Annotated in this window: 15 protein-coding genes and 1 pseudogene; 9 read left to right on the top strand and 7 right to left on the bottom strand. The window is 69.1% G+C overall.

Annotated features, from left to right (window positions below):
- Positions 1 to 1,188 (bottom strand): Yip1 family protein, encoded by a 1,188-nt coding sequence (locus AC07NI_RS15290; RefSeq protein ID WP_494620603.1) that lies wholly within the window; start codon positions 1,186 to 1,188, stop codon positions 1 to 3.
- A gap of 316 nt (positions 1,189 to 1,504) precedes the next feature.
- Here AC07NI_RS15290 and AC07NI_RS15285 point away from each other — a divergent pair, with 316 nt between their 5' ends.
- From AC07NI_RS15285 to AC07NI_RS15270, 4 genes are all read left to right on the top strand, one after another.
- Positions 1,505 to 2,893, top strand: a complete 1,389-nt coding sequence (locus AC07NI_RS15285) for an MBOAT family O-acyltransferase (RefSeq protein ID WP_494620598.1) — start codon at positions 1,505 to 1,507, stop codon at positions 2,891 to 2,893.
- 3 nt (positions 2,894 to 2,896) lie between these two features.
- Complete coding sequence (locus AC07NI_RS15280) at positions 2,897 to 4,075, top strand: alginate O-acetyltransferase AlgX-related protein (protein WP_494620596.1); 1,179 nt, start codon at positions 2,897 to 2,899, stop codon at positions 4,073 to 4,075.
- Between the two features lie 153 nt (positions 4,076 to 4,228).
- Positions 4,229 to 5,455, top strand: a complete 1,227-nt coding sequence (locus AC07NI_RS15275) for a TetR/AcrR family transcriptional regulator (protein ID WP_494620594.1) — start codon at positions 4,229 to 4,231, stop codon at positions 5,453 to 5,455.
- A 121-nt stretch (positions 5,456 to 5,576) separates the two neighbouring features.
- The gene (locus AC07NI_RS15270; RefSeq protein ID WP_494620592.1) at positions 5,577 to 6,692 is read left to right on the top strand and encodes a hypothetical protein; all 1,116 of its coding nucleotides are present in this window, start codon (positions 5,577 to 5,579) and stop codon (positions 6,690 to 6,692) included.
- Between the two features lie 3 nt (positions 6,693 to 6,695).
- Here AC07NI_RS15270 and AC07NI_RS15265 read toward each other — a convergent pair whose 3' ends face one another.
- From AC07NI_RS15265 to AC07NI_RS15255, 3 genes are all read right to left on the bottom strand, one after another.
- Complete coding sequence (locus AC07NI_RS15265) at positions 6,696 to 8,318, bottom strand: serine hydrolase (RefSeq protein ID WP_494620590.1); 1,623 nt, start codon at positions 8,316 to 8,318, stop codon at positions 6,696 to 6,698.
- 96 nt (positions 8,319 to 8,414) lie between these two features.
- Complete coding sequence (locus tag AC07NI_RS15260; RefSeq protein WP_494620588.1) at positions 8,415 to 10,079, bottom strand: M20/M25/M40 family metallo-hydrolase; 1,665 nt, start codon at positions 10,077 to 10,079, stop codon at positions 8,415 to 8,417.
- A gap of 52 nt (positions 10,080 to 10,131) precedes the next feature.
- Positions 10,132 to 10,674, bottom strand: a complete 543-nt coding sequence (locus tag AC07NI_RS15255) for a carbonic anhydrase (protein WP_494620586.1) — start codon at positions 10,672 to 10,674, stop codon at positions 10,132 to 10,134.
- Positions 10,675 to 10,789: 115 nt separating this feature from the next.
- On the opposite strand from AC07NI_RS15255, the gene AC07NI_RS15250 reads away from it, so the two are divergent.
- Complete coding sequence (locus tag AC07NI_RS15250; RefSeq protein ID WP_494620583.1) at positions 10,790 to 11,677, top strand: LysR family transcriptional regulator; 888 nt, start codon at positions 10,790 to 10,792, stop codon at positions 11,675 to 11,677.
- A 67-nt stretch (positions 11,678 to 11,744) separates the two neighbouring features.
- On the opposite strand, the pseudogene AC07NI_RS15245 reads toward AC07NI_RS15250, so the two are convergent.
- A pseudogene (locus tag AC07NI_RS15245) lies at positions 11,745 to 15,109 on the bottom strand (TonB-dependent receptor).
- 255 nt (positions 15,110 to 15,364) lie between these two features.
- Here AC07NI_RS15245 and AC07NI_RS15240 point away from each other — a divergent pair.
- From AC07NI_RS15240 to AC07NI_RS15225, 4 genes are read left to right on the top strand one after another with little or no spacing between them, the layout of a single operon-like run.
- Positions 15,365 to 15,850, top strand: coding sequence for a MarR family winged helix-turn-helix transcriptional regulator (locus AC07NI_RS15240; RefSeq protein ID WP_494620580.1), 486 nt, complete (start codon positions 15,365 to 15,367; stop codon positions 15,848 to 15,850).
- Positions 15,851 to 15,855: 5 nt separating this feature from the next.
- The gene (locus AC07NI_RS15235; protein ID WP_494622230.1) at positions 15,856 to 17,349 is read left to right on the top strand and encodes an efflux transporter outer membrane subunit; all 1,494 of its coding nucleotides are present in this window, start codon (positions 15,856 to 15,858) and stop codon (positions 17,347 to 17,349) included.
- Positions 17,346 to 18,419: an efflux RND transporter periplasmic adaptor subunit gene (locus tag AC07NI_RS15230; protein WP_494620578.1), complete on the top strand. Its 1,074-nt coding sequence runs from the start codon at positions 17,346 to 17,348 to the stop codon at positions 18,417 to 18,419. The genes AC07NI_RS15235 and AC07NI_RS15230 overlap by 4 nt, the downstream gene beginning before the upstream one ends.
- The gene (locus tag AC07NI_RS15225; RefSeq protein WP_494620576.1) at positions 18,419 to 21,556 is read left to right on the top strand and encodes an efflux RND transporter permease subunit; all 3,138 of its coding nucleotides are present in this window, start codon (positions 18,419 to 18,421) and stop codon (positions 21,554 to 21,556) included. Before AC07NI_RS15230 ends, AC07NI_RS15225 begins: the two co-directional genes overlap by 1 nt.
- A gap of 37 nt (positions 21,557 to 21,593) precedes the next feature.
- Here the strand turns inward: AC07NI_RS15225 and AC07NI_RS15220 are convergent, their stop codons facing one another.
- Together AC07NI_RS15220 and AC07NI_RS15215 are read right to left on the bottom strand one after the other, a co-directional pair.
- Positions 21,594 to 22,580: a sensor histidine kinase gene (locus AC07NI_RS15220; RefSeq protein ID WP_494620574.1), complete on the bottom strand. Its 987-nt coding sequence runs from the start codon at positions 22,578 to 22,580 to the stop codon at positions 21,594 to 21,596.
- A 146-nt stretch (positions 22,581 to 22,726) separates the two neighbouring features.
- Positions 22,727 to 22,793, bottom strand: a 67-nt coding sequence (locus tag AC07NI_RS15215) for an EF-Tu C-terminal domain-related protein (RefSeq protein WP_143104203.1), incomplete at its 5' end; no start/stop codon positions are given.

Genomic DNA, 22,793 nt, shown 5'->3' with positions numbered 1-22,793 from the left:
CTAGCGGGCCAGGGCTTCCAGCCGGCCGGTATCGACCGCCCGCACCGCGCGCTTCAGGTCGTCGACATTGTCGGCCGTGCCTTCGGCCGCGACGGCGAAGCGGTCGGCGACGACCACCGAGTACTTGCCGAACTTCGAGGTGCGGTTCCATTCCTCGGAGACCAGACGGCCGTCGATGGTGGCGACCTTCTCGTAGCTGTCGGCCGTCTCCTTGGTCTGTTGCGCGCCCATGCCCGAGGCCAGGGCCGCCATCGCGCCCATCGGCCCCAGGTCCATGACCGACAGCTGGAACGAGGCGTCGCCCTTCTTGTAGTCGGCCTTGGCCACGCCGATCTGGACCTCGCCCGTGCCGCTGGAGCTGGTCTCCAGATTGGTCCGCGCATAGCCGGCCGTGTCGCCGGGCATCAGAGCCTTGAGGTCGTCGACGGCGACGGGCTTCTGCGGCTGCTTGGACAGCTGCTCGGCGCGGTTGGCGGCCGCCTGCATCTGGCCCATGTCGACCTTGTGGCCATTGATCTCGACCGTGCCGCCCAGGCTGCTGGCGGCCTTGTTCGTCGCCGCCATGCCGGCCAGGCCGCCACCCAGATTGGCCATGGCGGTGACCGCCCCGATCGCCATGCCGATGATGATCGAGATCACCACCGCCACGATGATCGTCACGATGGCGTAGCCCGCCGCCTTGTCGGCCGGAGCCTTCATCACGCGCGGCAGGCCCAGATAAACCAGCCAGCAGCCGTACAGCGCCGCCAGCAGCATCAGAATCCCAAGCGCCGGAACCAGGCCCAGGATGCCCGCGACCCAGCTGGCGGTGTAGGAATAGGCGGCGACCTTGAAGGCCTGCACGCGGTTCTTCTCGGCTCCGAAGCTGGGGGCCAGGGCGTCGATCACCGAGCCCAGGACGAACACCGCCAGCAGCGAGCCGACATAGCCCATCACCGCCGTGGTGATCCCGAAGACGATGGGCGGCTTGTACGAGATCCCGAAGGCCCCGACGCCGAACAGCTGGCCGCCGATCAGCCCGGCCACCGCCGGGATCGCCGCCAGGATGCAGACATAGCCCGTATACAGGCCGCCGATCGTGGCGGGCTCCCGCTCGATCCGTTCCCACTCCGCCGAGGGCGTCAGCAGGATGCCCTTCACGCAGGCTGCCAGACCGGTCCCAGCCGATCCGTTCTCAATCACCGACATTTTCGCGAACGCTCCCTCTGTTTGAGAAGAGCCCGCCCCGATGGGCTATCTACAGCACGGTTCGCGCCCAGGTCGAAACACCGTTTTTCGACAGTGTGGCGCGGGGAGAGCGCCCCCTCCGTCACGTCGCCTATCGGCGCCGCGCCACCTCCCCCGTTTCACGGGTGAGGAGCTCTTCTCCTCCCCTGCGTAGCGGGGAGGTGGATCGCTGCGAATACGCAGCGAGATGGAGGGGGCGCTCGCCCGCGCTAGCCAAAGCATCGCCGCGCCGCTAACCCTCGCCGGGAAGTCGAGCAAGCGCGACTCCTGGGGATCCATGCTCTTTTCGTCGCCGCTGTTCCTGTTCTTCGTGCTGCCGCCAGCGCTGCTGCTGTATTTCATCGCGCCCAAGGTCCTGAAGAACGCCGTCCTGCTGGCCGCCAGCGTGCTGTTCTACGCCTGGGGCGAGCCGGTCGCGGTGCTGGTGGTGCTGGCCTCGGCGCTGCTGGATTACGGCCTGGGCCACCTGGTCACCAAGCCCGGACCGGAGGGCGGCCGCTGGCTGGCCCTGGGCGTCAGCGCCAACATCCTGCTGCTGTTCGTCTACAAGTACGCCGACTTCCTGATCGACACGGTGCAGCCGGTCCTGCCGCCGATCCCACACCTGAACCTGGCCCTGCCGCTGGGCGTGTCGTTCATCGTCTTCGAGAAGATCACCTATCTGGTCGACCTGCGCCGGGGCGAGAGCCAGCGGGCGCGCAGCTTGCACGACTACCTGCTGTTCGTGTTCTTCTTCCCCAAGGTCCTGGCCGGGCCGATCATCAAGTATCACGAGATCGACGACGCCCTGCGCGACCGCCGCGCGGACTGGGACGATCGCACCTGGGGCTTCCTGCGCTTCCTGTGGGGCCTGGCCCGCAAGGTGCTGATCGCCGACGTCTGCGGCCAGGTCGCCGACCGCGCCTTCGATCCGGCCAACGGCCCCATCGGCTTCGCTGGCGCCTGGATCGGCGTGCTGGCCTTCACCGTGCAGATCTATTTCGACTTCGCCGGCTATTCCGACATGGCGCTGGGCCTGGCGCGGATGTTCGGCTTCCGCCTGCGCGAGAATTTCGCCCACCCCTATGGCGCGGTGAGCTTCACCGAGTTCTGGAAGCGTTGGCACATCTCGCTGACCACCTGGATCCGCAGCTATCTGTACATCCCGCTGGGCGGCAACCGGCACGGGGCGGCGCGGACCTATCTGAACCTGTGGCTCTGCTTCCTGCTGTCGGGCCTGTGGCACGGCGCGGCCTGGACCTTCGTGCTGTGGGGCGCCTGGCACGGGGCGTTCATGGTGCTGGACCGCCAGAGCTGGTGGAAATGGACCGAGAAGCTGCCCCCGCCGATGCGGGTCGCCGGCACGCTGGTGCTGGTGATGATCGGCTGGGCGATCTTCCGCAGCCACGGCTTGCCGCAGTTGGGCGCCGTGCTCGGCGCCATGGCGCAGCCGGGCCTCGACGGCCAGTTCATCGCGGTGCGCAGCCACGAGGCCACGGCCCTGGCCATCGGCCTGCTGGGCGCCCTGGTCGCCGCGACGCCGCAGGTGCGCAAGCTCACCGAGCGCGCCGCCGCGATTCCCGCCGCCCGCGCCGCCGCGTCGGTCTTCATCGTCCTGCTGGGCCTGCTGGCCATCGCCAAGGCCGTGACGACGACGTTCAACCCGTTCCTCTATTTCCGGTTCTAGGCCATGCGCGCTCTGCTCACCTGGACGCCCCGGATCCTGGCCCTGGCCGTGCTGGCCGGCCTCGGCGCGATCGGCGCCTCGGCGCTGAAAGAGCGTCCGGCCGACACCACCCTGCTGGGCATGCAGCTCCCGCCGGAGAAGGTCGCCCTCTCGCCCGCCGCCCTGTGGCAGGGCGACTATCAGAAGGCCGCCGAAGCCCGCGCCGCCGCGTCCCTGCCAGAGCGTCCGGCCATCGTCCGCGCCTACAACCAAGCCCAGTGGAACGCCTTCGGGACCTCGTCCATGGCCTCGGGCACGATCATCCGGGGAGCTAAGGGCGCGCTGTTCGAGGAGAGCTATATCGAGGCCCATTGCGGGCTGAAGCTGAAGGTCGATGTCGCGGCCATGCCCGACTACGCCCGCCGCCTGCGCCGCGCCCAGGACTGGTTCGAGGCGCGCGGCCAGAAGTTCGTCTACGTCCTGGCCCCGATCAAGACGACCTGGTTCCCGGACCTGGTCCCGGCCAGCTATCCATGCTCGGCCAAGCGCGACAGCGTCTATCCGGCCGCCAGGCAGGCCCTGACCGCCGCCGGCGTCCACTGGGTCGATGGCCGGGCGGCGCTGGAGGCCCAACGCGGCAAGCTCGGCTACGAGATGTTTCCCCGCAACGGCATCCACTGGAACCAGCTGGGCGTCGCGCTGGCGGCCAAGGCCTTCGTCGGCGAGTTGAACCGTCAGGGGCTCGAAACGCCCGCCCTGGACTGGGACCTCGCCCAAGCCCCGGACGAGGCGGGTCTCGACCGCGACCTCTCCAGCCTGCTGAACCTGCAAACCCCACCCAAGGGCTGGAAGGCCCCGGCGGTCACCGCCCATCCGGTCGGCCCGCCCGGCTCGGGCGCGTTCACGGTCACCGCCGTCAATGACAGCTTCTTCGACCCGCTGGCCCTGTTCCTCACCCAGGCGCGCCTGGCCAGCCGGGCGCGCAACTACGGCTACGTCACCCTGGCCCCGATCGAGTACCGCGACGGCGTCGCCTATCCCCTGACCGCGACGCCTGAAATCGTGCGCAACGACCTGATCGCCTCGGACGTGGTGGTGCTGGAACAGGTCGAGAGCCAGACCGGCGGTCTGGTCGGGCGCCGGTTTCTTGAGCTGATCGAAGCGGAAATGGCTCGCGAACAGCGCAACAAGACGCCGGCCTGAAACATTCCTGACAAAACCTGACGCTACGTGAGCGCCAATTGTCCCTCGACGGACGGAGCGCCCTTTCAGCCGGCCCTCCGCGCGCCTAAATTGGACTGGATAGTCCAGTTCCTGGCGCGGCCGCCGAGGCGAGTGGACTTGAGGGTTTTTGCCATGGACGACGGTCGGGTCGCGGGGGCGGCGACAGCACGCTATGCCCGCAAGAAGGAGACCATCCTGGCGGCGGCCACGACGATCCTGAACCGCCAGGGCGTGCGCGGCATGACCCTGGCCGACGTCGCCGCCCAGGTCGGCCTCAACACCACCAGCGTCACCTACTATTACCGCAAGAAGGACGACCTGGCCGCCGCCTGCTTCATGCGCGGCCTGGAGCGCTTCGAGGCCATGGTCGGCGAGGCCGCCGCCGAAGCCACGCCCGCCGCCCGCATCCTGAAGTTCCTCGACCTCTATCTCGACCTGAACCGCCGGGTGCGCCTGGGCGAGGCCACGCCCCTTACCAGCTTCGCCGAGATCAAGGCGCTGAAGGAGCCCCTGCGCGCCTCGGTGGTCAACGCCTTCAACGATCTCTTCCGCCGGGTGCGCGGCTTCTTCGACGATCCCAGCCTGGCGCACCTGGACAAGCGCCAGCGCACCGCCCGCACGCACCTCCTCATGGAGCAGGTGTTCTGGTCGGGCCGCTGGCTGCGCCGGTACGACGTCGACGACTACGGCCGCGTGCGCGACCGGATGGGCGACATCCTGCTGAACGGCCTGCCCGCCGCCGGTCAGAGCTGGGCCCCGCAGGTCCTGCCCGACCCGACCCCCGTGTCGCCGGAAGGCCTGGAGTGGCGCGAGACCTTCCTCGTGGCCGCCACCCGCCTGATCAACCAGCGCGGCTATCGCGGCGCCTCGGTCGAGGACATCTCGGCGGCGCTGAACGTGACCAAGGGCTCGTTCTACCACCACCACGACGACAAGGACGCCCTGGTCGCCGAGTGCTTCGAGCGCACCTTCACCGTCACCCGCCGCTCGCAGCTGGACGCCCGCGACCTGCCCGCCGACAACTGGACGCGACTGGTCTCGACCGCCGCCGGCCTGACCAGCTACCAGCTGTCCGAGCACGGGCCGCTGCTGCGGGCCTCGTCGCTGGGCGCCCTGCCCGACACCCTGCGCAACGACATGGCCGACGGCTACATGCGCGGCTGGCAGCGCTTCGCCTCGATCATCTCCGACGGCATCGCCGACGGCTCGATCCGCCCGATCGATCCCGCCATCGCCGCCCACATGATCAACTCGATGCTGAACGCGGCGGCGAACCTGGGCGCCTGGGTGCCGGGGCTGGAGCGCGAAGAGGCGGCCGACCTGTTCGCCAAGCCGCTGCTGACGGGCGTGCTCGCTTAGTGAAACCCTCGCCCAAGGGCGAGGGAGGCCTAAAGGTTGCGACCTATTAACCATAGGGTGGTCGCACCCTAGGGCCGGCTGGTATCCTGCAAGTGACTGAGTCGCTTCGAGTTCCGCCGCCATGACGACGATCAATCCGTATTCGTCGAACTACGCCCCTGGCCTCACCGCCGGCCAGACGGCCGCGCAGCGGGCCCAGCAGGCGACCGGTAACGGTACGCCTCGCGACCAGAGCCCGACGATCAACACGCCGGCCGTCAACGTCACGCTGTCAGCCGCCGCCCAGGCCGCGCTGAAGGCCCAGACCGACTCGCGGACCACCGACGCGGTGGTCTCCGACGCCCGCAGCCAGATCGCCACGCTGCTGAAGGCGGCCGGGACCAAGAACGCGCTCGACAACGGCGACCCCGCCATCGACGTCTCCAGCATGGACCGCCGCACGCTCTACGCCGTGGCCAGCAACCAGGGCGGCCAGTTCCCGATCGACCAGCAGGTCGTCGCGGCCCTCGCCTTGAAGGACCAGCACGACACCGCCCTGGCCAGCCCCGCCGCCCAGGCCCGGCTGACCGGCGACTATGCCAGCCTCTACCAGGCCGCCCTCGACCAGATGGACGCCGCCGGCCCCGAGGAGAAGGGCTCCACCGCCTGGACCACCCAGCGCGCCGCCCTGGTCGAGGGCCGCAAGCAGGCCATCGCCCGCCCGGGCCTGGCCCCCGCCGGCATCCAGAACGACAGCGTCGCCGCCTATATGAAGGAGGCCGGCAGCATCGTCGCCGGGGCCAAGACCCGCGACTTCGGCAAGGTGGCTACTGACGTCCGCACCGCGCTGGACAAGCAGTACGAACTGGCCGTCTCGCCCGACGCCGCCAAGGATGGGACCAGCGGCGCGATCGACTTCCGCCGCTTCGACGACCGCTCGCTGTCAGCCGTGGCCCTGAACAAGGACGAGCAGTTCTCAGGCCACGAGGTCGCCCAGGCCAAGGCCGAGATCCGCCAGCGCGACAGCGACGCCATCAAGTCCAGCTACCAGTCGGCCTCGGACGCGGACGGCGGCTTCGGCAAGGCGATGATCACCCGCTATGCCGGCATGACCACGGAAGAGCGCGACGCCTCCGGCTGGACCCCGGCCGTCTACAGCAAGATGGTCGAACTGCAGGCCGCCAGCGACAAGCTGGCCCAGATGTTCAACGCCGACGGCTCGACGGCGGGACCGCCGAGCATGCTGGACTTCCTGTAGGCCTCACTGCCTGACGAAGGCGACGTTCCGCGCCCCGCCAGCCCAGGCGCCGAAGCCCGTCACCTTCCCCTCCGCGTCTCGCGCGAACACGAAGGTCGTGACGCCCCGCAGGCGCGTGGTGAAGGCGTCGGCGAAGCTGGGCGTCAGAGGCCACTCCACCGCGAACCGCTGGCGCATGACCAGGGCGTCGCCTTGCCGCTCCACGATGATCCGGGTGTCGAGCTCGGGGCTGTAATAGGTCCCAACATAGTCGGCCAGGACGGCCGCGTCGGTGGCGGCGGGACGCACGGCGGCGAAGGCCTGGGCAGCGCCAGCCCTTGTCAGGCTGAAGCCGTTGCCGGTGAAAACGATGACGCCGCCGTCGACGGTCCCGAAGCGGTTCTCGCCCAGCGGCTTCAGGGCCTGAGACGCGCCGCGCGTCAGGGTCAGCTGCCCGCCGACCGCCGCCAGCCGGACCAGGTCGCCGCTTACCGGATCGCGGAAGAGGCCCTGATAGGGCGTGAGGTCCTTCGGGGCCTGGACCGCCGCGACGGCCTTGGGCGCGGAGACGGCGGCCGGGGCATGACCGGCGGCCAGCAGGGCCTGGGCGGCGATCCGCTCGCCCAGCGCCACGGGGTCGACGCCGCCGTTGTTGCACATCAGGGCGATGGACACGCCCTCGTCGGGATAGCGTCCCAGCCAGCTCTTGTAGCCGGCTGTCGAGCCGCTGTGCGACACCAGCCGGCGGCCGTGGTCGCGGGTGATCTCCAGGCCCAGGCCATAGTCCAGGAGCGCGCCGTTGTTCAGCCGCCCGGGCGTCTGCAGGGCCGCGACCAGGGCCGAGGGCCTGTCCAGGAAGGCGTTCCACAGCAGCAGGTCGCCGACCGTGGTCAGCAGGCCGCCGTTTCCGTAGACGCTGGTGAACGGCATGTTGGCGACAAAGCCCGTCTCGGTGGGCGAATAGGCGCTGGCCCGGCCGGGGACCACGGTGCGGAAGTCCTCGCGCCACTGCGTATGGCCCATGCCCAGCGGCTGGAACAGGCGCTGGTGGGTGAAGGCCTCCAGGCTGGTCCCGCTGGCCCGTTCGACGATCATCGCCGCCAGGGCGTAGTTGGTGTTGGTGTAGAGGAACTCCGCGCCCGGCGTGAAGTTGAGGCCCTTCTGGCGTGAGGCCAGGTCCAGGATCATGGCGTTGGTGTGGGCCTGGGCGCCGGGACCGTTGCCGGTCAGGGCCAGCAGGCTCCACTGCTCGCGCAGGCCGCTGGTGTGGTTCAGCAGATGCCGGATCGTGATCGGCGCGCCGTAGTCCGGCATCTCGGGCAGGAAGCGGCGGATGTCGTCGTCGAGGCTCAGCTTGCCGTCCTGGGCCAGCAGCACGATGGCGGCGGCGGTGAACTGCTTGGCCAGGGACCCGGTCTCGAGGATCGTCGCCGGCGTCAGGGGCGCGGCATGCTCCAGATCGGCTTGACCGCGCGCGACGATCACCGGCGCCGCGCCGGGCAGGGCCACGCCCGCGACACAGCCCGCGCCGCTCGGATCGATCGAAGCCAGCGCCGCGTCGAGGTCGAGCCTGGGGGCGGACTGGGCGTGAGCGAGCGGGCTAACAAGCAGGCAGGAAAGGGCGACGGCGGCGATGATGGGACGCATGAAATCCTCGATGAACGCCTCAGCCCCTAGAGCCGCGCCACGAGGCGGCCAACGGGCTATCGGCGAAACACCGTCTCCCAGCGGTGAACGACGCCCCTACTTCCGCTCCGCCGCCGTCTCGGCGCGGATCGCCTTGAACTCCGAGCCGGCCTTCCAGTCCGGCCAGTCGCGGGAATTGGCCAAGGCCTTGCCGGCCTCATAGGTCAGGGCGACGTCCTGGGCGGCGCCGCGCAGGTCCCAGTCGGGGCTCCAGGCGTCGCAGGGCTGGTGGTAGCAGCGGCTGGTGTAGTCGGCGACCCAGGCGTCGCCGGCGGCGCGGCCGCCCTTGATCAGGTCGGCCCCGCCGCCCAGGCCCATCAGCAGCAGCACGGGCACGCCGCGACGGGCCAGCGAGAAGTGGTCGGCCCGGTAGAACAGCGCCCGCTCGGGCTTGGCGTCCGGGGTGATGGTCCGGCCCTGCTTGGCGGCCTGAGCGGCCAGGCCGTCCTCCAGCACGTTCTGGCCCGCCCCGACCAGCACCACGTCGCGCGCCGGCCCCACGGTCTGCAGCACGTCGAAGGTGTAGTTGGCCACCGTCTTGCCCAGCGAGGCGGAGGGATGGTTGGCGTAGTATTCCGAGCCCAGCAGGCCGCGCTCCTCGGCGGTCCAGGCGGCGAACAGGATCGAGCGCTCCGGGCGCGGGCCCTGGGTGAAGGCGCGGGCGGCCTCGATCACCGCGGCCACGCCGATGGCGTCGTCGGCGGCGCCGCGACGGATGGTGGCGCCCTGAGCGTCCGGCGCACCGACGCCGTAGGCGTCCCAGTGGGCGGCATAGACTACGGTCTCGTCCGGATGTTTGGCCCCCGGCAGGCGGGCCAGAACGTTGGCGCTGTCCATCGCCTGGTGGCTGACGGCGTAGTCGGCCGACAGGTTGGCGCCCGCCAGGGCCACCGGCTTGAAGGCGGCGGTGCGGGCAGAACGTTTCAAGGCTTCGAAATCCAGGCCCGAACGCTTGAAGAGATCGACCGCCACGTCGCGCTGGATCCAGCCCTGCATCAAGAGCTTGTCCTTCGCGGGATCGGTCCGGACGATGTCGTAGCCCTCGCCGTTCGAGGCCTTCACCGTCGTCCAGCCATAGCCGGCCCCCAGGCTCTCGTGGACGATCAGCGCGCCGATCGCCCCGCGCCGCACGGCCTCCTCGTACTTGTAGGTCCAGCGGGCGTAGTAGGTGGCGGCCGAGCCGCCGAACTTGCCGGCCACGGGCTCGCCGGGCGCGGCCTCCAGGTCCGGGTCGCCGATCAGGAAGACGGCGATCTTGCCCTTCAGGTCGACGCCCTTGAAGTCGTCCCACTTCCGCTCCGGCGCGGCGACGCCGTAGCCGACGAAGACCAGCGGGGCCTTGTCGATCTTGACCTTGTCGACGGGGCGCAGAGTCATGACCTGCGACTGCTCGCCCTGGGCCAGGGTTACGGGACCGGTCTTGGTGGCCACCGTCAGGGTCGCCGGACCATTGATGCGTGTACGGACCAGCGCCACCTTCTGGACCCAACCACCGTTGTCGCCGGCCGGCTCCAGGCCCAGCGCCTTGAACTGGCCGCTGATATATTCGATCGTCGGCGCCTCGCCCTCACCGCCCGGCGCGCGGCCGGCGAAGCGATCGGAGGCCAGCTCCTTGGTGATCTCCGACAGCCGCTGCGGATCGATCGGCCCACTGTCCTGAGCGGCTGCGGCGCTGGCGAGGATCAGGCTCGAAGCCAGGGCGAGAAGAGCGGCTTTGGACATGGACGGACCTTCGATCGTTTGCTGACGATTGGTAGCCCGATCGCAGGTCCGCTCACAAGGAAGGCCGCAGAAGCGCGGGCGGCACGACCGTCTCGATCCGTCCCGTGGCGACGTCATAGACCATGCCCGTCACCGTAAAGCCGCCCGGCAGGTTCGGATTGCCCTTCAGCGCCGCAACGTCGATGGCCACCGCCCGATAGGGATCGGCTATGGCCAGGGTCTCCAGCTGATCCTCCGCCACGCACATGTACTTGGCCAGCAGGCCCGGCGCGTGATGATGGCACCCGACGATGCCGCAGTCGGTGTGGTGCAGGACGATCAGGTTCCAGCCCGCGCCCGCCGGCTGGCCGGCCGCGCGCGAGACCACGCCCAGGATCGCCATGGTCTCGAACACCGCCGGATTGATGCGGCCGCCGATGTTACGGATCACGGCGGCCTCGCCGGCTTCCAGCTTCAGAATGTCCATCGGATCGACGCGCGGGTCGACGCAGCCGATGATCATCGTCTTCCGCGACGGCAGCATTTTGAGGCCAGCGGCGAAGTCGTGCTCGGCGTAGTCGGCGTTGCGCCCGGCGAGGGTTTCCAGAAAGTCCATCACGGCCTCCATCGTTCTTAGGAAGGCGGATTCGAACCGCCGATGCGATGAAGATGGGCGAGATCGCCCCATGCCAGTAGCCGGCATATCTGGTTATCAGCTATGCTGATCCAGCATGAAAGATATCCAAACATTGCGCCTCTACGCCCGCGTGGCGCGGCTGGGCAGCTTCTCGGCGGCAGCGCGCGAGCACGGCTTGGCGCAGTCGCAGGTCTCGCGGATGGTCGCCGAGCTGGAGGCGGGCCTGGGCGCGCGGCTGCTGTCGCGAACGACCCGCGCGGTGGTTCCGACCGAGGCGGGCCTGGAGTTCCTGGCCCGGATCGAGCCCATCCTCGCCGCGCTGGAGGACGCCGAGAACAGCATCCGGGAGACCGGCGAACTGCGCGGCCTGCTGCGCGTGGCCATGCCATCGACCATGGGCATCCGCGTGGTCATCCCGCGCCTTTCAACCTTCGCCGAGCAGCATCCCGACCTGCGCATCGACCTCGTTTTGGACGACCGCTGGCAGGACATGGTGCGCGATGCGGTCGATGTCGGCATCCGGGTCGGGGCCATGCCGGACGCGTCGGGCACGGCCCGTCGGATCGGGACGATCCGTCGGGTGCTGGTCGCCTCGCCCGACTATCTGGCTCGGCACGGCGCGCCGGAGGACCCGGCCGATCTTGGCCGACATCGCATCGTCGGCGGACCGGCGGCCGCCCAGGCCTCGTCCTGGAAATTCCAGCGCGGGACGCGAACCGTCGTCGCCGAGGTGAAGCCGTCGATCTCGACCAACGACACCGCCGGTGCGGTGGCCGCGGTGACCGGCGGCCTGGGCGTCACCTCGACGACCGCCTGGGCCTGCCGCCAGGAGCTGGAGAGCGGCGCCCTGGTCGAGCTGCTGCCCGACTGGAAGCTGGCCGACATCCCCGTCCACGCCTATTTCCCGCAAGGCCGCGCCGCGCGCATGGCCGGGCGGGCCTTCATCGACTACATCGCCGCGCGGCTCGCGACCGACTTCTGAGCCCAAAAGAAATCGGCGCGCCTCCTCCTCCGGAAGCGCGCCGCAGTTGCTCACGTCCTAGAGGGACCTAGAACTTCTTGCGCAGGCCCACCTTGTAGGTGCGGCCCAGCGGGTCGCCGGTGAAGGGGTCGTAGCCCAGGTCGAGGCGGGCGTAGGACGGGTCCTTGTCGAACAGGTTGGTGATCGCCAGGGTCGCCGTCGTGTCCCAGGGCAGGAAGACGCGATAGGCCAGATCGGTGAGGACCTGCTTCTCGATCTTCTTGCCGGCGCTGACCGTGACGCCCGCGCCCGTCGTGTCCTTATAGGCATTGGCCGCGAACGGCGCCGTGCGCTGGTCGGTGTAGCCGCCGATGTAGTGGACCGAGAGGCGCAGGTTATGCGGGCCCATGTTCCACTCGGCGAAGACATCGCCCTTCCACTTCGGGATCGGCACGACCGTGGTCTGGTAGTTCAGCAGGCCCACGGCGTCGAAGGCCTTCTCGACCGTGATGCCCTCCACGACGGTGGCGCCGACCTTGTACTTCTGGATGTAGGTGGCGTTGCCGCCGAAGGTCAGGTCGCCGCCGGCCACCTCACGGAACCGGTACTCGGCCGAGAAGTCGAAGCCGGCGTTCTTCACCGGCGCGCCGTTGATGTAGTTGGTGCGCAGGCGGGCGATGCTGGTGGTCGGGGTGCCGCAGGCGCCGTTGAAGGTGAAGCGTGACACCAGGCCCGCATAGGCCGGATCGGCGCAGTTGTTGGCCCCGGCCGCGCCGTTCGGATAGAGCGAGGCGACCATGCCCGCCACCGGCTCGGCGACGATCGGGTTTTTGAAGTCGAAGTAGAAGTAGTCGATGCTGGCCTTGAACTCGCCGGCGTTGAACAGCGTGCCGAAGTTGTAGGTCCTGGCCTTTTCCGGCTTCAGGTTCGGATTGCCGAAGATGTCGACGGCGCGGAACACGCCGAGGATGCCTTGCAGCGAGGTCACCGAGGTGGTGGTGGTCTGCGGGTCCGGCGGACCGCGGAAGGTCGAGCCGGCCGAGCCGCGGAACGCCAGCCACGGCAGGGCCTGCCAGCGCAGCGAGGCCTTGGGGTTGAAGGTCGAGCCGATGCCGTTGCCGTACTTTTCGTAGCGGGCCGCGAACTGGGCCTGCAGGTCGTCGGAGATCGGCACCGACAGCTCGCCGAAGCCGGCCATCACGTCGCTCTGGTTATCGGCCTCGTTGCCGACGCCGAGGAACATGAAGGGGCCGTTGCGCTGCGAGCCGGTGCAGGTGGTCACCCCGAAGTCGGGGGTGTTCACGCACGGATTGATCGCGGCGTTGCTGATGTCGTTGTAGTCGGCCTTGAAGTAGGTGCGGCGGTACTGGACGCCGGCGGCCCAGGCGACGTCGCCGCCGGGCAAGGTGATGTTGGTCTTGCCGTTCAGCACCGCCTCGCCGACGAACAGGCGCGAGGACTGCTTGGTCGACAGCTTCTTGAAGAACCAGTCGACCAGGTCTTTGTTGTTCTGCAGCGCCGAATTGTAGACGGGGTTGGCCACGCCGGTGATCACGTTGGACGGGATCGCGCTGGCGAAGGGGTTGTAATACATGCAGCCGCCGACACCCGGCGTGCCCTGGATGCCTGGCGTGGTCGGGTTGGTGTCGCAAGTCGGACCGCCCAGGCCTTGCAGGGCCAGAGCGAAGCGGTTGACCAGGGTGTCGTAGCCGGTGCGGATGCCCACTTCCTGCGAATAGGTCAGGGCGATGTCCCAGCCGATGCCGTTCTCGAACTCACCCGACAGGTCGCCCGAGACGCGGAAGGCGTCGAACGAGCGCGAGCCGATCGAGGGGCCGTAGCCGAACAGCGGGTTGCCGCCGATGCCGAACGGCCGGTTGGCCGCGTTCAGCGCCCCGCCGCCGAAGATCGCGCCGGGCGAGGTGGTCACCGCCCCCGTCGCCAGGTTGGTCAGCTGCACGGTCGGATTGGCGGCGATGAAGGCCGCCAGGCCCGGGTTGGTCGCCGGCACGAAGTAGCGGCCGGTCAGGGCCGCGATCGGCGCGACCTCCGCCGTCGGCACGGCCAGGGCGGCGTAGGACGGCGAGGTGTTCCACTCGGGCACGTCGGTGTGGGAATACAGCACCTCGGCGTGGAACTTGGTCTTGGCCGACAGGTTGGCGTTGACCTCGGCATAGGCCTGAACCGCGTTGGACTTTTCCACCAGGTTGTCGAACGGCGTGTAGTGCCAGTAGCAGACCGGGGTCAGGCCGCTGAAGCCGGGGAAGCCGCCCAGGCCCGCGCAGGCCGGGTCGCGCATGCCGGCGGTCGTGTTGGCCAGCGGGATGAAGGTCGAGGGGTTGCCCGCCGCCGACCAGCCGGCCTCGGGGTTGCTCAGGTACGACTTGTTGGCCCAGTCACGGTCGGCGACCGAGAGCTTGGAGCGATGCTGCCAGCCGACGCTGGCCAGGACGTTGCCGTTCTCCCAGGTCTGGCCCCAGGTGACGCTGCCGCCGTAGTCGCCCTTCGAGCCGTCGATGTGGCGGTAGTCGGCGGCCGCTTCCAGGCCTTCGAAGTTCTTCTTGGTGATGAAGTTGACGACGCCGGCGATGGCGTCCGAGCCATAGGTCGCCGCCGCGCCGTCCTTCAACACTTCCAGCCGGCCGATGGCGGCGGCGGGGATGATGTTGGTGTCGACGATGCCCGCCCCGGCCGCGCCGAACGGGTTGATCGCCAGGCGGCGGCCGTTCAGCAGCACCAGGGTGCGCTGCGAGCCCAGGCCGCGCAGGTTGACCGAGCCCGAGCCTTCCGAGCCCTGGGCGCGGCTGTCGAACTGGTTGGTGTCGCCCAGCACGCCGTTCGAGATCGACAGCGCCTTCAGGAGTTCGACGGTCGAGGGCGAGCCGCGCTTCTGCAGCTCCTCGGCGCTGACGACGTCGACCGGCAGCGCGGCATCCTCGGGCGTCCCCCGGATGAACGAGCCCGTGACGACGACTTCCTCGACCTGGGTCGAGCCTTCATTGGATTTCTGCTGCGCGTGCGCGGCTCCGCTGCTCATCGCGATAGCCAGCGCGAGACAGGAGCCTCCGCGCAGGAAGCTGGTTCGTTTCATGATTTCCCTCCCTCGGTTTGCTTTTTTGACTGGCCGCTCGTCTGCGCGGGGCCAGGAGTTCGTTCAGCTGGGCGGTGTTCTCCCGACGTTGGCGCGCGCGACCTCGACCACGCCGAAGCCGGCGCGCCGCGAGGAGCGTTCATTTTCGAAACCTGGTAATGCGCCTTCTGGAGCCGACAAGCCTTGGTTCCCCCGGAGCCGGACGCTTGAAAAGCCACGCATACTGCCTGGGTTTCGCAACCGAGGCGGATGCAGACAAGATATGTCGAACATCTGTTTCGATGATGCGGTATGTTTTGCCGTCGCGTCAACCGTCGCAACAAACTGCAACGCCGGCACGCGTTTCGAGCCCCGGACCGAATATTTCGCCAAGGCGATGTCGGAAAACCGGTTCGCCATTCGTCGTTCCAGGGACCACGCTCCCCAGGAACAGAATGCAGCCCTGCCCCTTTCATCGCCGCCGAACCCGCCTAGATGAACGGCGATACGCGAGTTCGTCGCCGCGCCGGACGCCAGGCCGCGCACGCGCCGGGAAGGCCTCCCCTCAAAACTACTTAAGCAGATTGACTGCTAAGCAGCTTAATAATATCGCTCTGACCGTGACCTGCGATCCGCCCTTGACCGATGCACGCTGGGGACCCGCCCATGTGCCGAGCGATCCCATCGCTCAGCGCCTGAAGGCGATCGCCATGCTGAATCGCGAGATCGGCAAGAAGATCGGCGAGGCCCTGGGCGTGAACGTCACCGACATGGCGGCCCTGGAGCACCTGGTCAAAGACGGTCCGCTGACGCCCAGCCAGCTGGCCGGCTGCCTCAAGGTCTCGACCGCCGCCGCCACCCAGATCGTCGACCGCCTGGAGCGCGCGGGACACGTCTCGCGGCAGCGCCTGGACGACGACCGTCGCAAGATCTTCGTCGTTCCCACGGAAGCTTCGATCGAACGCGCCTTCGAACAGTTCGCGCCGGTGATCAACGCCATGGACGAGACCCTCGCCCGCATGACCCAGGCCGAACGAGACGTCGTCGAGACCTTCCTGGACCAGGTCATCGCCGTCTACCGCAATGCGACGACCCCGCCCCCCGCGTCCCCGGAAAACCCTTGAGCCCGATGCCTCCTCAGCACCCGCCGCGCCGTCTTCCGACCTCGGGCCTCGCCCTTCTGGCCTTGGCTGGCCTCAGCCTGGGGGCCTGCACCACGCCCGCGCGTCAGGTCGACGCCAAGCTGCCCTCGGCCTTTGAGGCTCCGGCGGGCACGCCGCTGGCTTCCCAAGCTCTGGACCAGTGGTGGACCGCCTTCAACGATCCGGTCCTGAACGATCTGGTCACGACGGCCCTGGCCCAGGCTCCTGACGCCCGCCTGGCCGCCGCCCGCCTGGAGGAGGCCCGCGCCGTCCGCGAAGGCCAGATCCGCCAGATCTACATCCCGCAGACACCGCTGACCGGCTCGGCCAAGCGGACCGACACCCACATCATCGACCAGACTGGGGCCGGTGGCTTCACCCAAGGCGGGGTCAGCAAGACCTACTCCGCTAATTTCGACGTCTCGTGGGAGCTGGACCTGATCGGCCGTCGCGGCGCCGCCCGCCGGGTGGTCGACAATGACCTGGCCGCCGCCCGCTTCAGTTACGAAGGCGCCCGCGCCGCGCTCGCCGCGAATGTCGCCCAGTCCTATTTCGAAGCGCGCGGCTATGCCGTGCAGCTGGAAGACGCCAAGGCCAACGCCACGATCGCCGAGAACCTGTTCAAGGTCTCCGACGAGAAGGGCCGCCGGGGCCTGTCGCCGACCTCCGAAGGCGACCGCACGGCCGCCGACCTCGCCCAAGCGCAAGCGCAAGTCGCCCAGCTGGAAGCCCAGCTGCAGGCCTCGCGCCGCAGCCTGCTGATCCTGGTCGGCAAGGGCGTCGATCCGCTGGCCAGCCTGCCGGTCGAGCCCATCCTGATCAAGGCGCCGCCGGTCCCGGCCGCCGCACCCGCCGAACTGCTGGCCCGCCGTCCCGACGTCCGCGAGGCCGCCGCCCGACTGGCCTCGGCCTCGGGCAATCTGAACATCAGCGAGCTGGCCCTGTTCCCGACCCTGACCCTGACGCCCGGCGTCGGGATCTCCAAGTCGATCAATCCCAGCTTCCTGCAAGCCGGCTCGGCGGTCTCGACCACCAGCTCGGCCTGGACCCTGGGCGCCAACCTGTCGATCCCGGTGCTGAACATCCCCAAGCTGATGTCCGACATCAAGGTCAGCGGCGCCCAGGTCGAGCAGGCCGCCGTGACCTACGAACAGACCGTCCAAAAGGCCTTCGGCGAGACCGAGAGCGCTCTGGTGCAACAGGACGCCGATGAGCGCCGCGTCACCCTGCTGGCCGCCGGCGAGCGTCGCGCGGCCGTGGCCTACGAGGCCAGCCGCAAGGGCTACGCCATGGGCCTGACCGACCTGACCACGACCCTGCAGGCCGAACAGTCCTGGCGCGGGGCCCGCACGGCCCTGACCGGGGCCCAGACCCAGGCGCTGCAACGCGCCGTCCAGACCTACAAGGCGCTCGGCGGGGGCTGGTCCCCGCAAAGCATCCCCTCCAAGCCTGCCGATCTTGGCAAGCCTTCCGCCCAATGAGACCCGCCCCGATGACGACCCGTTACCTGATCGCCACCGCCCTGGTCTGCAGCGCCGTGGGCCTCACCGCCTGTGGCGGCAAGAAGGACAAGGAAGCCGCCCCCGCCAAGACCGCCGCCTCGCAAGCGCGCACGGTCAGCATCGGCAGCGTCGAGACCCGGCCGCTGGGCGGCGGGGTCGAGGCCTCGGGCCAGCTGGTCTCCCGCGAGGAAGCCGCCGTCGGCTCGGAGCTGACCGGCTACCGCGTCGCGCGGCTCTATGCCGACGAAGGCGACTGGGTCCGCGCCGGCCAGCCGCTGGTCCAGCTGGACGACACCCTGCTGCGGGCCCAGGTCGAGCAGCAGGCCGCCGTCACCGCCCAGTCCCAGGCCGAGGCCAAGCGCGTCGACGGCCTCGACGGCCAGGGCATCCTGTCCCAGGAGCAGATCGAGACCCGCCGCTACCAGGCCAAGGCCCAGGAGGCGGCGCTGAAGGAGCTGCGCACCCGCGTCTCGCGCATGACCATCACCTCGCCGGTCAGCGGCCGGGTGCTGTCGCGCGGCGTGCAGCCCGGCCAGATCGCCGGCGGCGGCACGACCCCGTGGTTCACCATCGCCCGCGACGGCCTGGTCGAACTGGACGCCGAGGTCAACGAGGCCGACCTGGCCGGCATCCGCGAAGGCCAGGCGGCGCAGGTCAGCCTGCCCGGCGGCCAGTCGATCTCGGGCGTCGTGCGCCTGGTCAGCCCGCGCGTCGACAGCGCCAATCGCCTGGGCAAGGTGCGCGTGCGCCTGCCCGTGCGTCCCGACCTGCGTCCGGGCGGCTTCGGCCGCGCCAGCTTCGGCGCCTCGGGCGCGGCGGTCACCGCCATCCCGGAATCGGCGATCCGCTACGAGGCCGACGGCCTGTTCGTGATGACCGTCGACAGCAACAACCGCGCCCACATGGTCGGGGTGAAGGTCGGCCAGAAGGGCGGCGGCTGGGCTCAGCTGGTCCAGGGCCCGCCGGCCGGCACGCGCATCGTCCTAGGCGGCGCGTCCTTCGTCACCGACGGCGACGTCGTGCGCCCGAACCCGCAGGCGGCCCGCTGATGGCTGACACCCACAATGCCGGTCACAAGACCGGCGAACTGAAGATCTCCGCCTGGGCGATCAAGAACCCGATCCCCGTCGCGGTGCTGTTCATCGCCCTGATGATCGCCGGCATCGGCTGCTACCTGACCCTGCCGATCAAGCAGTTCCCGAACGTCGAGTTCCCCGCCGTGACCGTGACGGTCACCCAGAGCGGCGCCGCGCCCGGCGAGATGGAGACCCAGGTCACGCGTCCGATCGAGGACGCGGTGGCCAGCATCTCCAACGTCAAGACCATCCGCTCGTCGGTGGTCCAGGGCGCCTCGACCACGACGATCGAGTTCAATCTCGGCGAGGACCTGCAGAAGGTCACCGACGAGGTGCGCTCCAAGGTCGACCAGACCCGCGCCGTCCTCCCCCGCGAGGTGGATGAGCCGATCGTCCAGCGCCTGGAGATCACCAGCGCCCCGATCATCACCTACGCCGTCTCGGCCCCGAACATGAGCGCGACCGAGCTGTCGTGGTTCATCGACGACACCGTCACCCGCGCCCTCCAAGGCGAAAAGGGCGTGGCCCAGGTGGCCCGCGTCGGCGGCGTCGATCGCGAGATCAACGTCATCATCGACCCGGACCGCATGGCGTCGTTCGGCGTGACGGCGCCGCAGTTGAACACGGCCCTGGCCAGCTTCAGCGTCGACGCCCCCGGCGGCCGCGCCAATGTCGGCGGTCGCGAACAGACCCTGCGCGTGCTGGGCGCGGCGACCACGGTCGAGCAACTGCGCCAGCTGACCATCCCGATCGCCGGCGGCCGCTATGTGAAGCTGACCGACGTCGCCCAGGTCGGCCAGGGCGCCGAGGAGCAGCGCGGCTTCGCCCGCCTGGACGGCAAGTCCGTCGTCGCCTTCCAGGTGATGAAGACCCGCGACTCGAGCGACGTCGCCGTCGAGGACAACGTCAAGAAGGCCATCGACGGCCTGGCCCAGAAGCAGGCCGGCGTGTCGTTCGTGAAGATCTTCTCGACCGTCGACGAGACCCGCGCCAGCTTCGCGGCCACCGAGCACACCCTGCTGGAAGGCATGCTGCTGGCCTCGCTGGTGGTGTTCCTGTTCCTGCGCGAGTGGCGCGCCACCCTGATCACCGCCATCGCCATGCCGGTATCGCTGGTGCCGACCTTCGCCTTCATGGCGATCATGGGCTTCTCGCTGAACGTCGTGACCCTGCTGGCCCTGACCCTGGTCATCGGCATCCTGGTCGACGACGCCGTGGTCGAGATCGAGAACATCGAGAAACGCGTGGCGCGCGGACAACGTCCGTTCCAGGCCGCGATCGAGGGCGCCGACGCCATCGGTCTCGCCGTCGTGGCCACCACCTTCACCATCGTCGCGGTGTTCGTGCCGGTGTCCTACATGCCCGGCACGCCTGGCCAGTTCTTCAAGGAATTCGGCCTGACCGTCGCCGTGGCGGTGCTGTTCTCGCTGGTCGTGGCTCGCCTGCTGACCCCGCTGCTGGCCGCCTATTTCCTGAAGCCCGCCAAGGACCCACACCCGCGCAAGGAGTTCAAGGGCTTCTACCGCAACGTCCTGGACTGGTCGCTGGACCACCGGATTCTGGCCTGCATCATCGGCGGCCTGATCTTCGTCGGCTCGATCATGCTGGCCGGCTTCCTGCCGACCGCGTTCCAGCCGGCGGCCAACAACAACTACTACTACCTCAAGGTCCAGGGCCCGCCCGGCGCGACCACGGCCGACATGGAGCGCACCGTCCAGTCGGTGACCACCATGTTCCGCAAGCGCCCGGAAGTGGCCCACGTCTTCGCCCAGGTCGGCTCGAACATCGGCAGCGGCTGGGGCGGCCAGAGCGGCGCCGACATCCGCGACGCCACGGTCACCATCGTCCTGAACGGCGATCGCGACATGACGGTCACCGAGATCAAGCAAGCGGTCCGCAACGGCCTGCATGACATCCCCGACGCCCGCGTCAACCTGCTGGGCGACTGGGGCACCTCGGAGGTCCAGACCATCCTGATCGCCGAGGACGGCCCGCTGCTGGAACGCACGGCCGCCCAGATCGAGAAGGAGATGCAGAAGCTCTCGACCGTCGCCGATCCGCGTCCGTCCTCGCCGCCCAGCGGTCCTGAGATCCTGATCCGGCCCAAGGCCGACGAGGCTGCCCGCCTGGGCGTCAACTCGGCCGACATCGCCGCCATCGCCCGCGTGGCCACGGTCGGCGACATCGACGCCAACGTCGCCAAGATGACGCAAGGCGAGCGCCGGATTCCGATCCGCGTGCGCCTGCCGGCCGACAGCCGTCGCGACCTCGAGGCCCTGGGCGCCCTGCGCGTCCCCACGGCCAGCGGCGGCACGACCCGGCTCGACACCGTGGCCGACCTGTCGTTCCAGGCCGGCCCGGCCAAGATCGACCGCTTCGCCCGCAAGCGGCAGGTGACCATCGAGGCCGACCTCAACAACGGCGCGCAGCTCGGTCAGGCCATGACCGACGTCGGCAACCTGCCCACGATGAAGAAGCTGCCCGCCGGCGTCGGCCCCGCCACGGCCGGCGACCAGGAGGCCTTCGTCGAGCTGTTCACGGGCTTCGCGGTGGCCCTGCTCTCGGCGGTCGGCCTGGTGTTCGGCGTGCTGATCCTGCTGTTCCGCAGCTTCTTCAAGCCGATCACCATCCTCTCGGCCCTGCCCCTGGCGATCGGCGGCGCGTTCTTCGCCCTGCTGATCACCGGCCAGTCGCTGTCGATGCCGTCGCTGATCGGCTTCCTGATGCTGATGGGCCTGGCGGCCAAGAACTCGATCCTGCTGGTCGAATACGCCATCGAGCAGGAGCGCGACGGCATGAGCCAGCGCGAGGCGATCATCGACGCCTGCCACGAACGGGCCCGCCCGATCGTCATGACCACCCTGGCCATGATGGCCGGCATGCTGCCGACCGCCATGGGCATCGGCACGGGTTCGGAGTTCCGCCAGCCGATGGCCGTGGCCGTGATCGGCGGCCTGATCACCTCGACCGTGCTGTCGCTGGTGCTGGTGCCGGTGGTCTACGAGATCATCGACGACATCGAGATGTGGCTGAAGCCGAAGCTGGGTCGCCTGACCACGCCGCGCGAGGCGCAGGGTTCCGGCGAAGCGGTGCCGGTGGATCGTCTGTAGCGGAACAGAGATGCTCCCCCGCGCCGCGGGGGAGCATCTAATCCACCTTCGGCGCGTACCTCAGCCGACAGACCGTCCAGTCCCCTTCCCGCGCCATCTCGAACTTGCCGTTCAGCTGCTGGGCCATGGCGCGGACGATGCGTAGGCCCAGGCTCTTGGATGTCGCCGGATCGAAGCCTTCGGGCGGCCCCGCCCCGTCGTCGCGGACGGTCAGGACGTGGGTGTCGCCGGTCTGGTCCAGATGCACGAACACCTGGCCCGAGCCGGCCTCGCCGAAGCCGTGTTCCAGGGCGTTGTTGAAGCTTTCCAGCATGACCAGGGTGACCGGCGTGGCCTGGTCGGCGTGCAGGGGCTGCTCGCCGCCTTCCAGGGTCAGGCGCACGCGGGCGCCGGCGGCCGAGGCCGCGCCCGACAGGATCGCGTCGGCGAAGACGCGGAACGGCACGGGCTCGCCGGTGCGATTGTGCAGCTCGCGCTGGATCTGGGCGATCACCTCGATGCGGCCGCCGGCCTCGGCCAGGGCGCGCTTGGCGTCGCCGTCGGTCACCCCTTGCCCCTGCAGGCGCAGCAGGGCGCCGACGACCTGCAGGTTGTTGCTCACCCGGTGGTGCAGTTCGCGATAGAGCAGGTCGCGGCTGTCGGCCAGGGCCGCATAGCGCTCGCGTTCGACCTCCAGCGCGTCCAGGGCCTTACGCATGCCGTGGATGAAGAACAGGTCGATCCAGACCACGAAGACGTAGAAGACCAGGGTCATGACGACCGGCATGCCCAGGTCGAAGGCGCCGAACGGCGGGATGAACCAGTACCAGGCCGCGACGCCGCACAGGCCCGCGCACACGATCGCCGGACCCAGCCCCAGGAAATAGGCGCAGACCACCACGGCCGGGAAGAAGGTCACGTAGGGAAAGCCGGGAGGGAAAAGATCCGTCAGCCCGAACCGCAGCAGCACAGACAGGACGGCCGCCAGCAACGCCAGGCCGTAGCGCGCGCCGTGACTGCCTCTGATCTTGCGGCGCCAGTCCAAATTGTACGCTCCCACCGTCTGTCGGTGCTGAGCCCTTACAGCGTCGCCGTCAAGCCGCCAGCCGACATAACGCCCAAGCAAAAGGCCCCGGAGTTTCCTCCGGGGCCTTCGCTTAGTTCAGATCAGCGTGTGCTGAAGAAGGTCGATTACTCGACGATCTTGGCCACGACGCCGGCGCCGACGGTGCGGCCGCCTTCGCGGATGGCGAAGCGC

The sequence above is a fragment of the Caulobacter sp. GW821-FHT10E02 genome, from assembly GCF_059415225.1.
This window is presented reverse-complemented; position numbering and strand designations above follow the sequence as displayed.

Coding starts and splice junctions, on each gene's coding strand:
- AC07NI_RS15290 (WP_494620603.1), bottom strand. CDS start 1,188: ATGTCGGTGATTGAGAACGGATCGGCTGGGACCGGTCTGGCAGCCTGC.
- AC07NI_RS15285 (WP_494620598.1), top strand. CDS start 1,505: ATGCTCTTTTCGTCGCCGCTGTTCCTGTTCTTCGTGCTGCCGCCAGCG.
- AC07NI_RS15280 (WP_494620596.1), top strand. CDS start 2,897: ATGCGCGCTCTGCTCACCTGGACGCCCCGGATCCTGGCCCTGGCCGTG.
- AC07NI_RS15275 (WP_494620594.1), top strand. CDS start 4,229: ATGGACGACGGTCGGGTCGCGGGGGCGGCGACAGCACGCTATGCCCGC.
- AC07NI_RS15270 (WP_494620592.1), top strand. CDS start 5,577: ATGACGACGATCAATCCGTATTCGTCGAACTACGCCCCTGGCCTCACC.
- AC07NI_RS15265 (WP_494620590.1), bottom strand. CDS start 8,318: ATGCGTCCCATCATCGCCGCCGTCGCCCTTTCCTGCCTGCTTGTTAGC.
- AC07NI_RS15260 (WP_494620588.1), bottom strand. CDS start 10,079: ATGTCCAAAGCCGCTCTTCTCGCCCTGGCTTCGAGCCTGATCCTCGCC.
- AC07NI_RS15255 (WP_494620586.1), bottom strand. CDS start 10,674: ATGGACTTTCTGGAAACCCTCGCCGGGCGCAACGCCGACTACGCCGAG.
- AC07NI_RS15250 (WP_494620583.1), top strand. CDS start 10,790: ATGAAAGATATCCAAACATTGCGCCTCTACGCCCGCGTGGCGCGGCTG.
- AC07NI_RS15235 (WP_494622230.1), top strand. CDS start 15,856: ATGCCTCCTCAGCACCCGCCGCGCCGTCTTCCGACCTCGGGCCTCGCC.
- AC07NI_RS15230 (WP_494620578.1), top strand. CDS start 17,346: ATGAGACCCGCCCCGATGACGACCCGTTACCTGATCGCCACCGCCCTG.
- AC07NI_RS15225 (WP_494620576.1), top strand. CDS start 18,419: ATGGCTGACACCCACAATGCCGGTCACAAGACCGGCGAACTGAAGATC.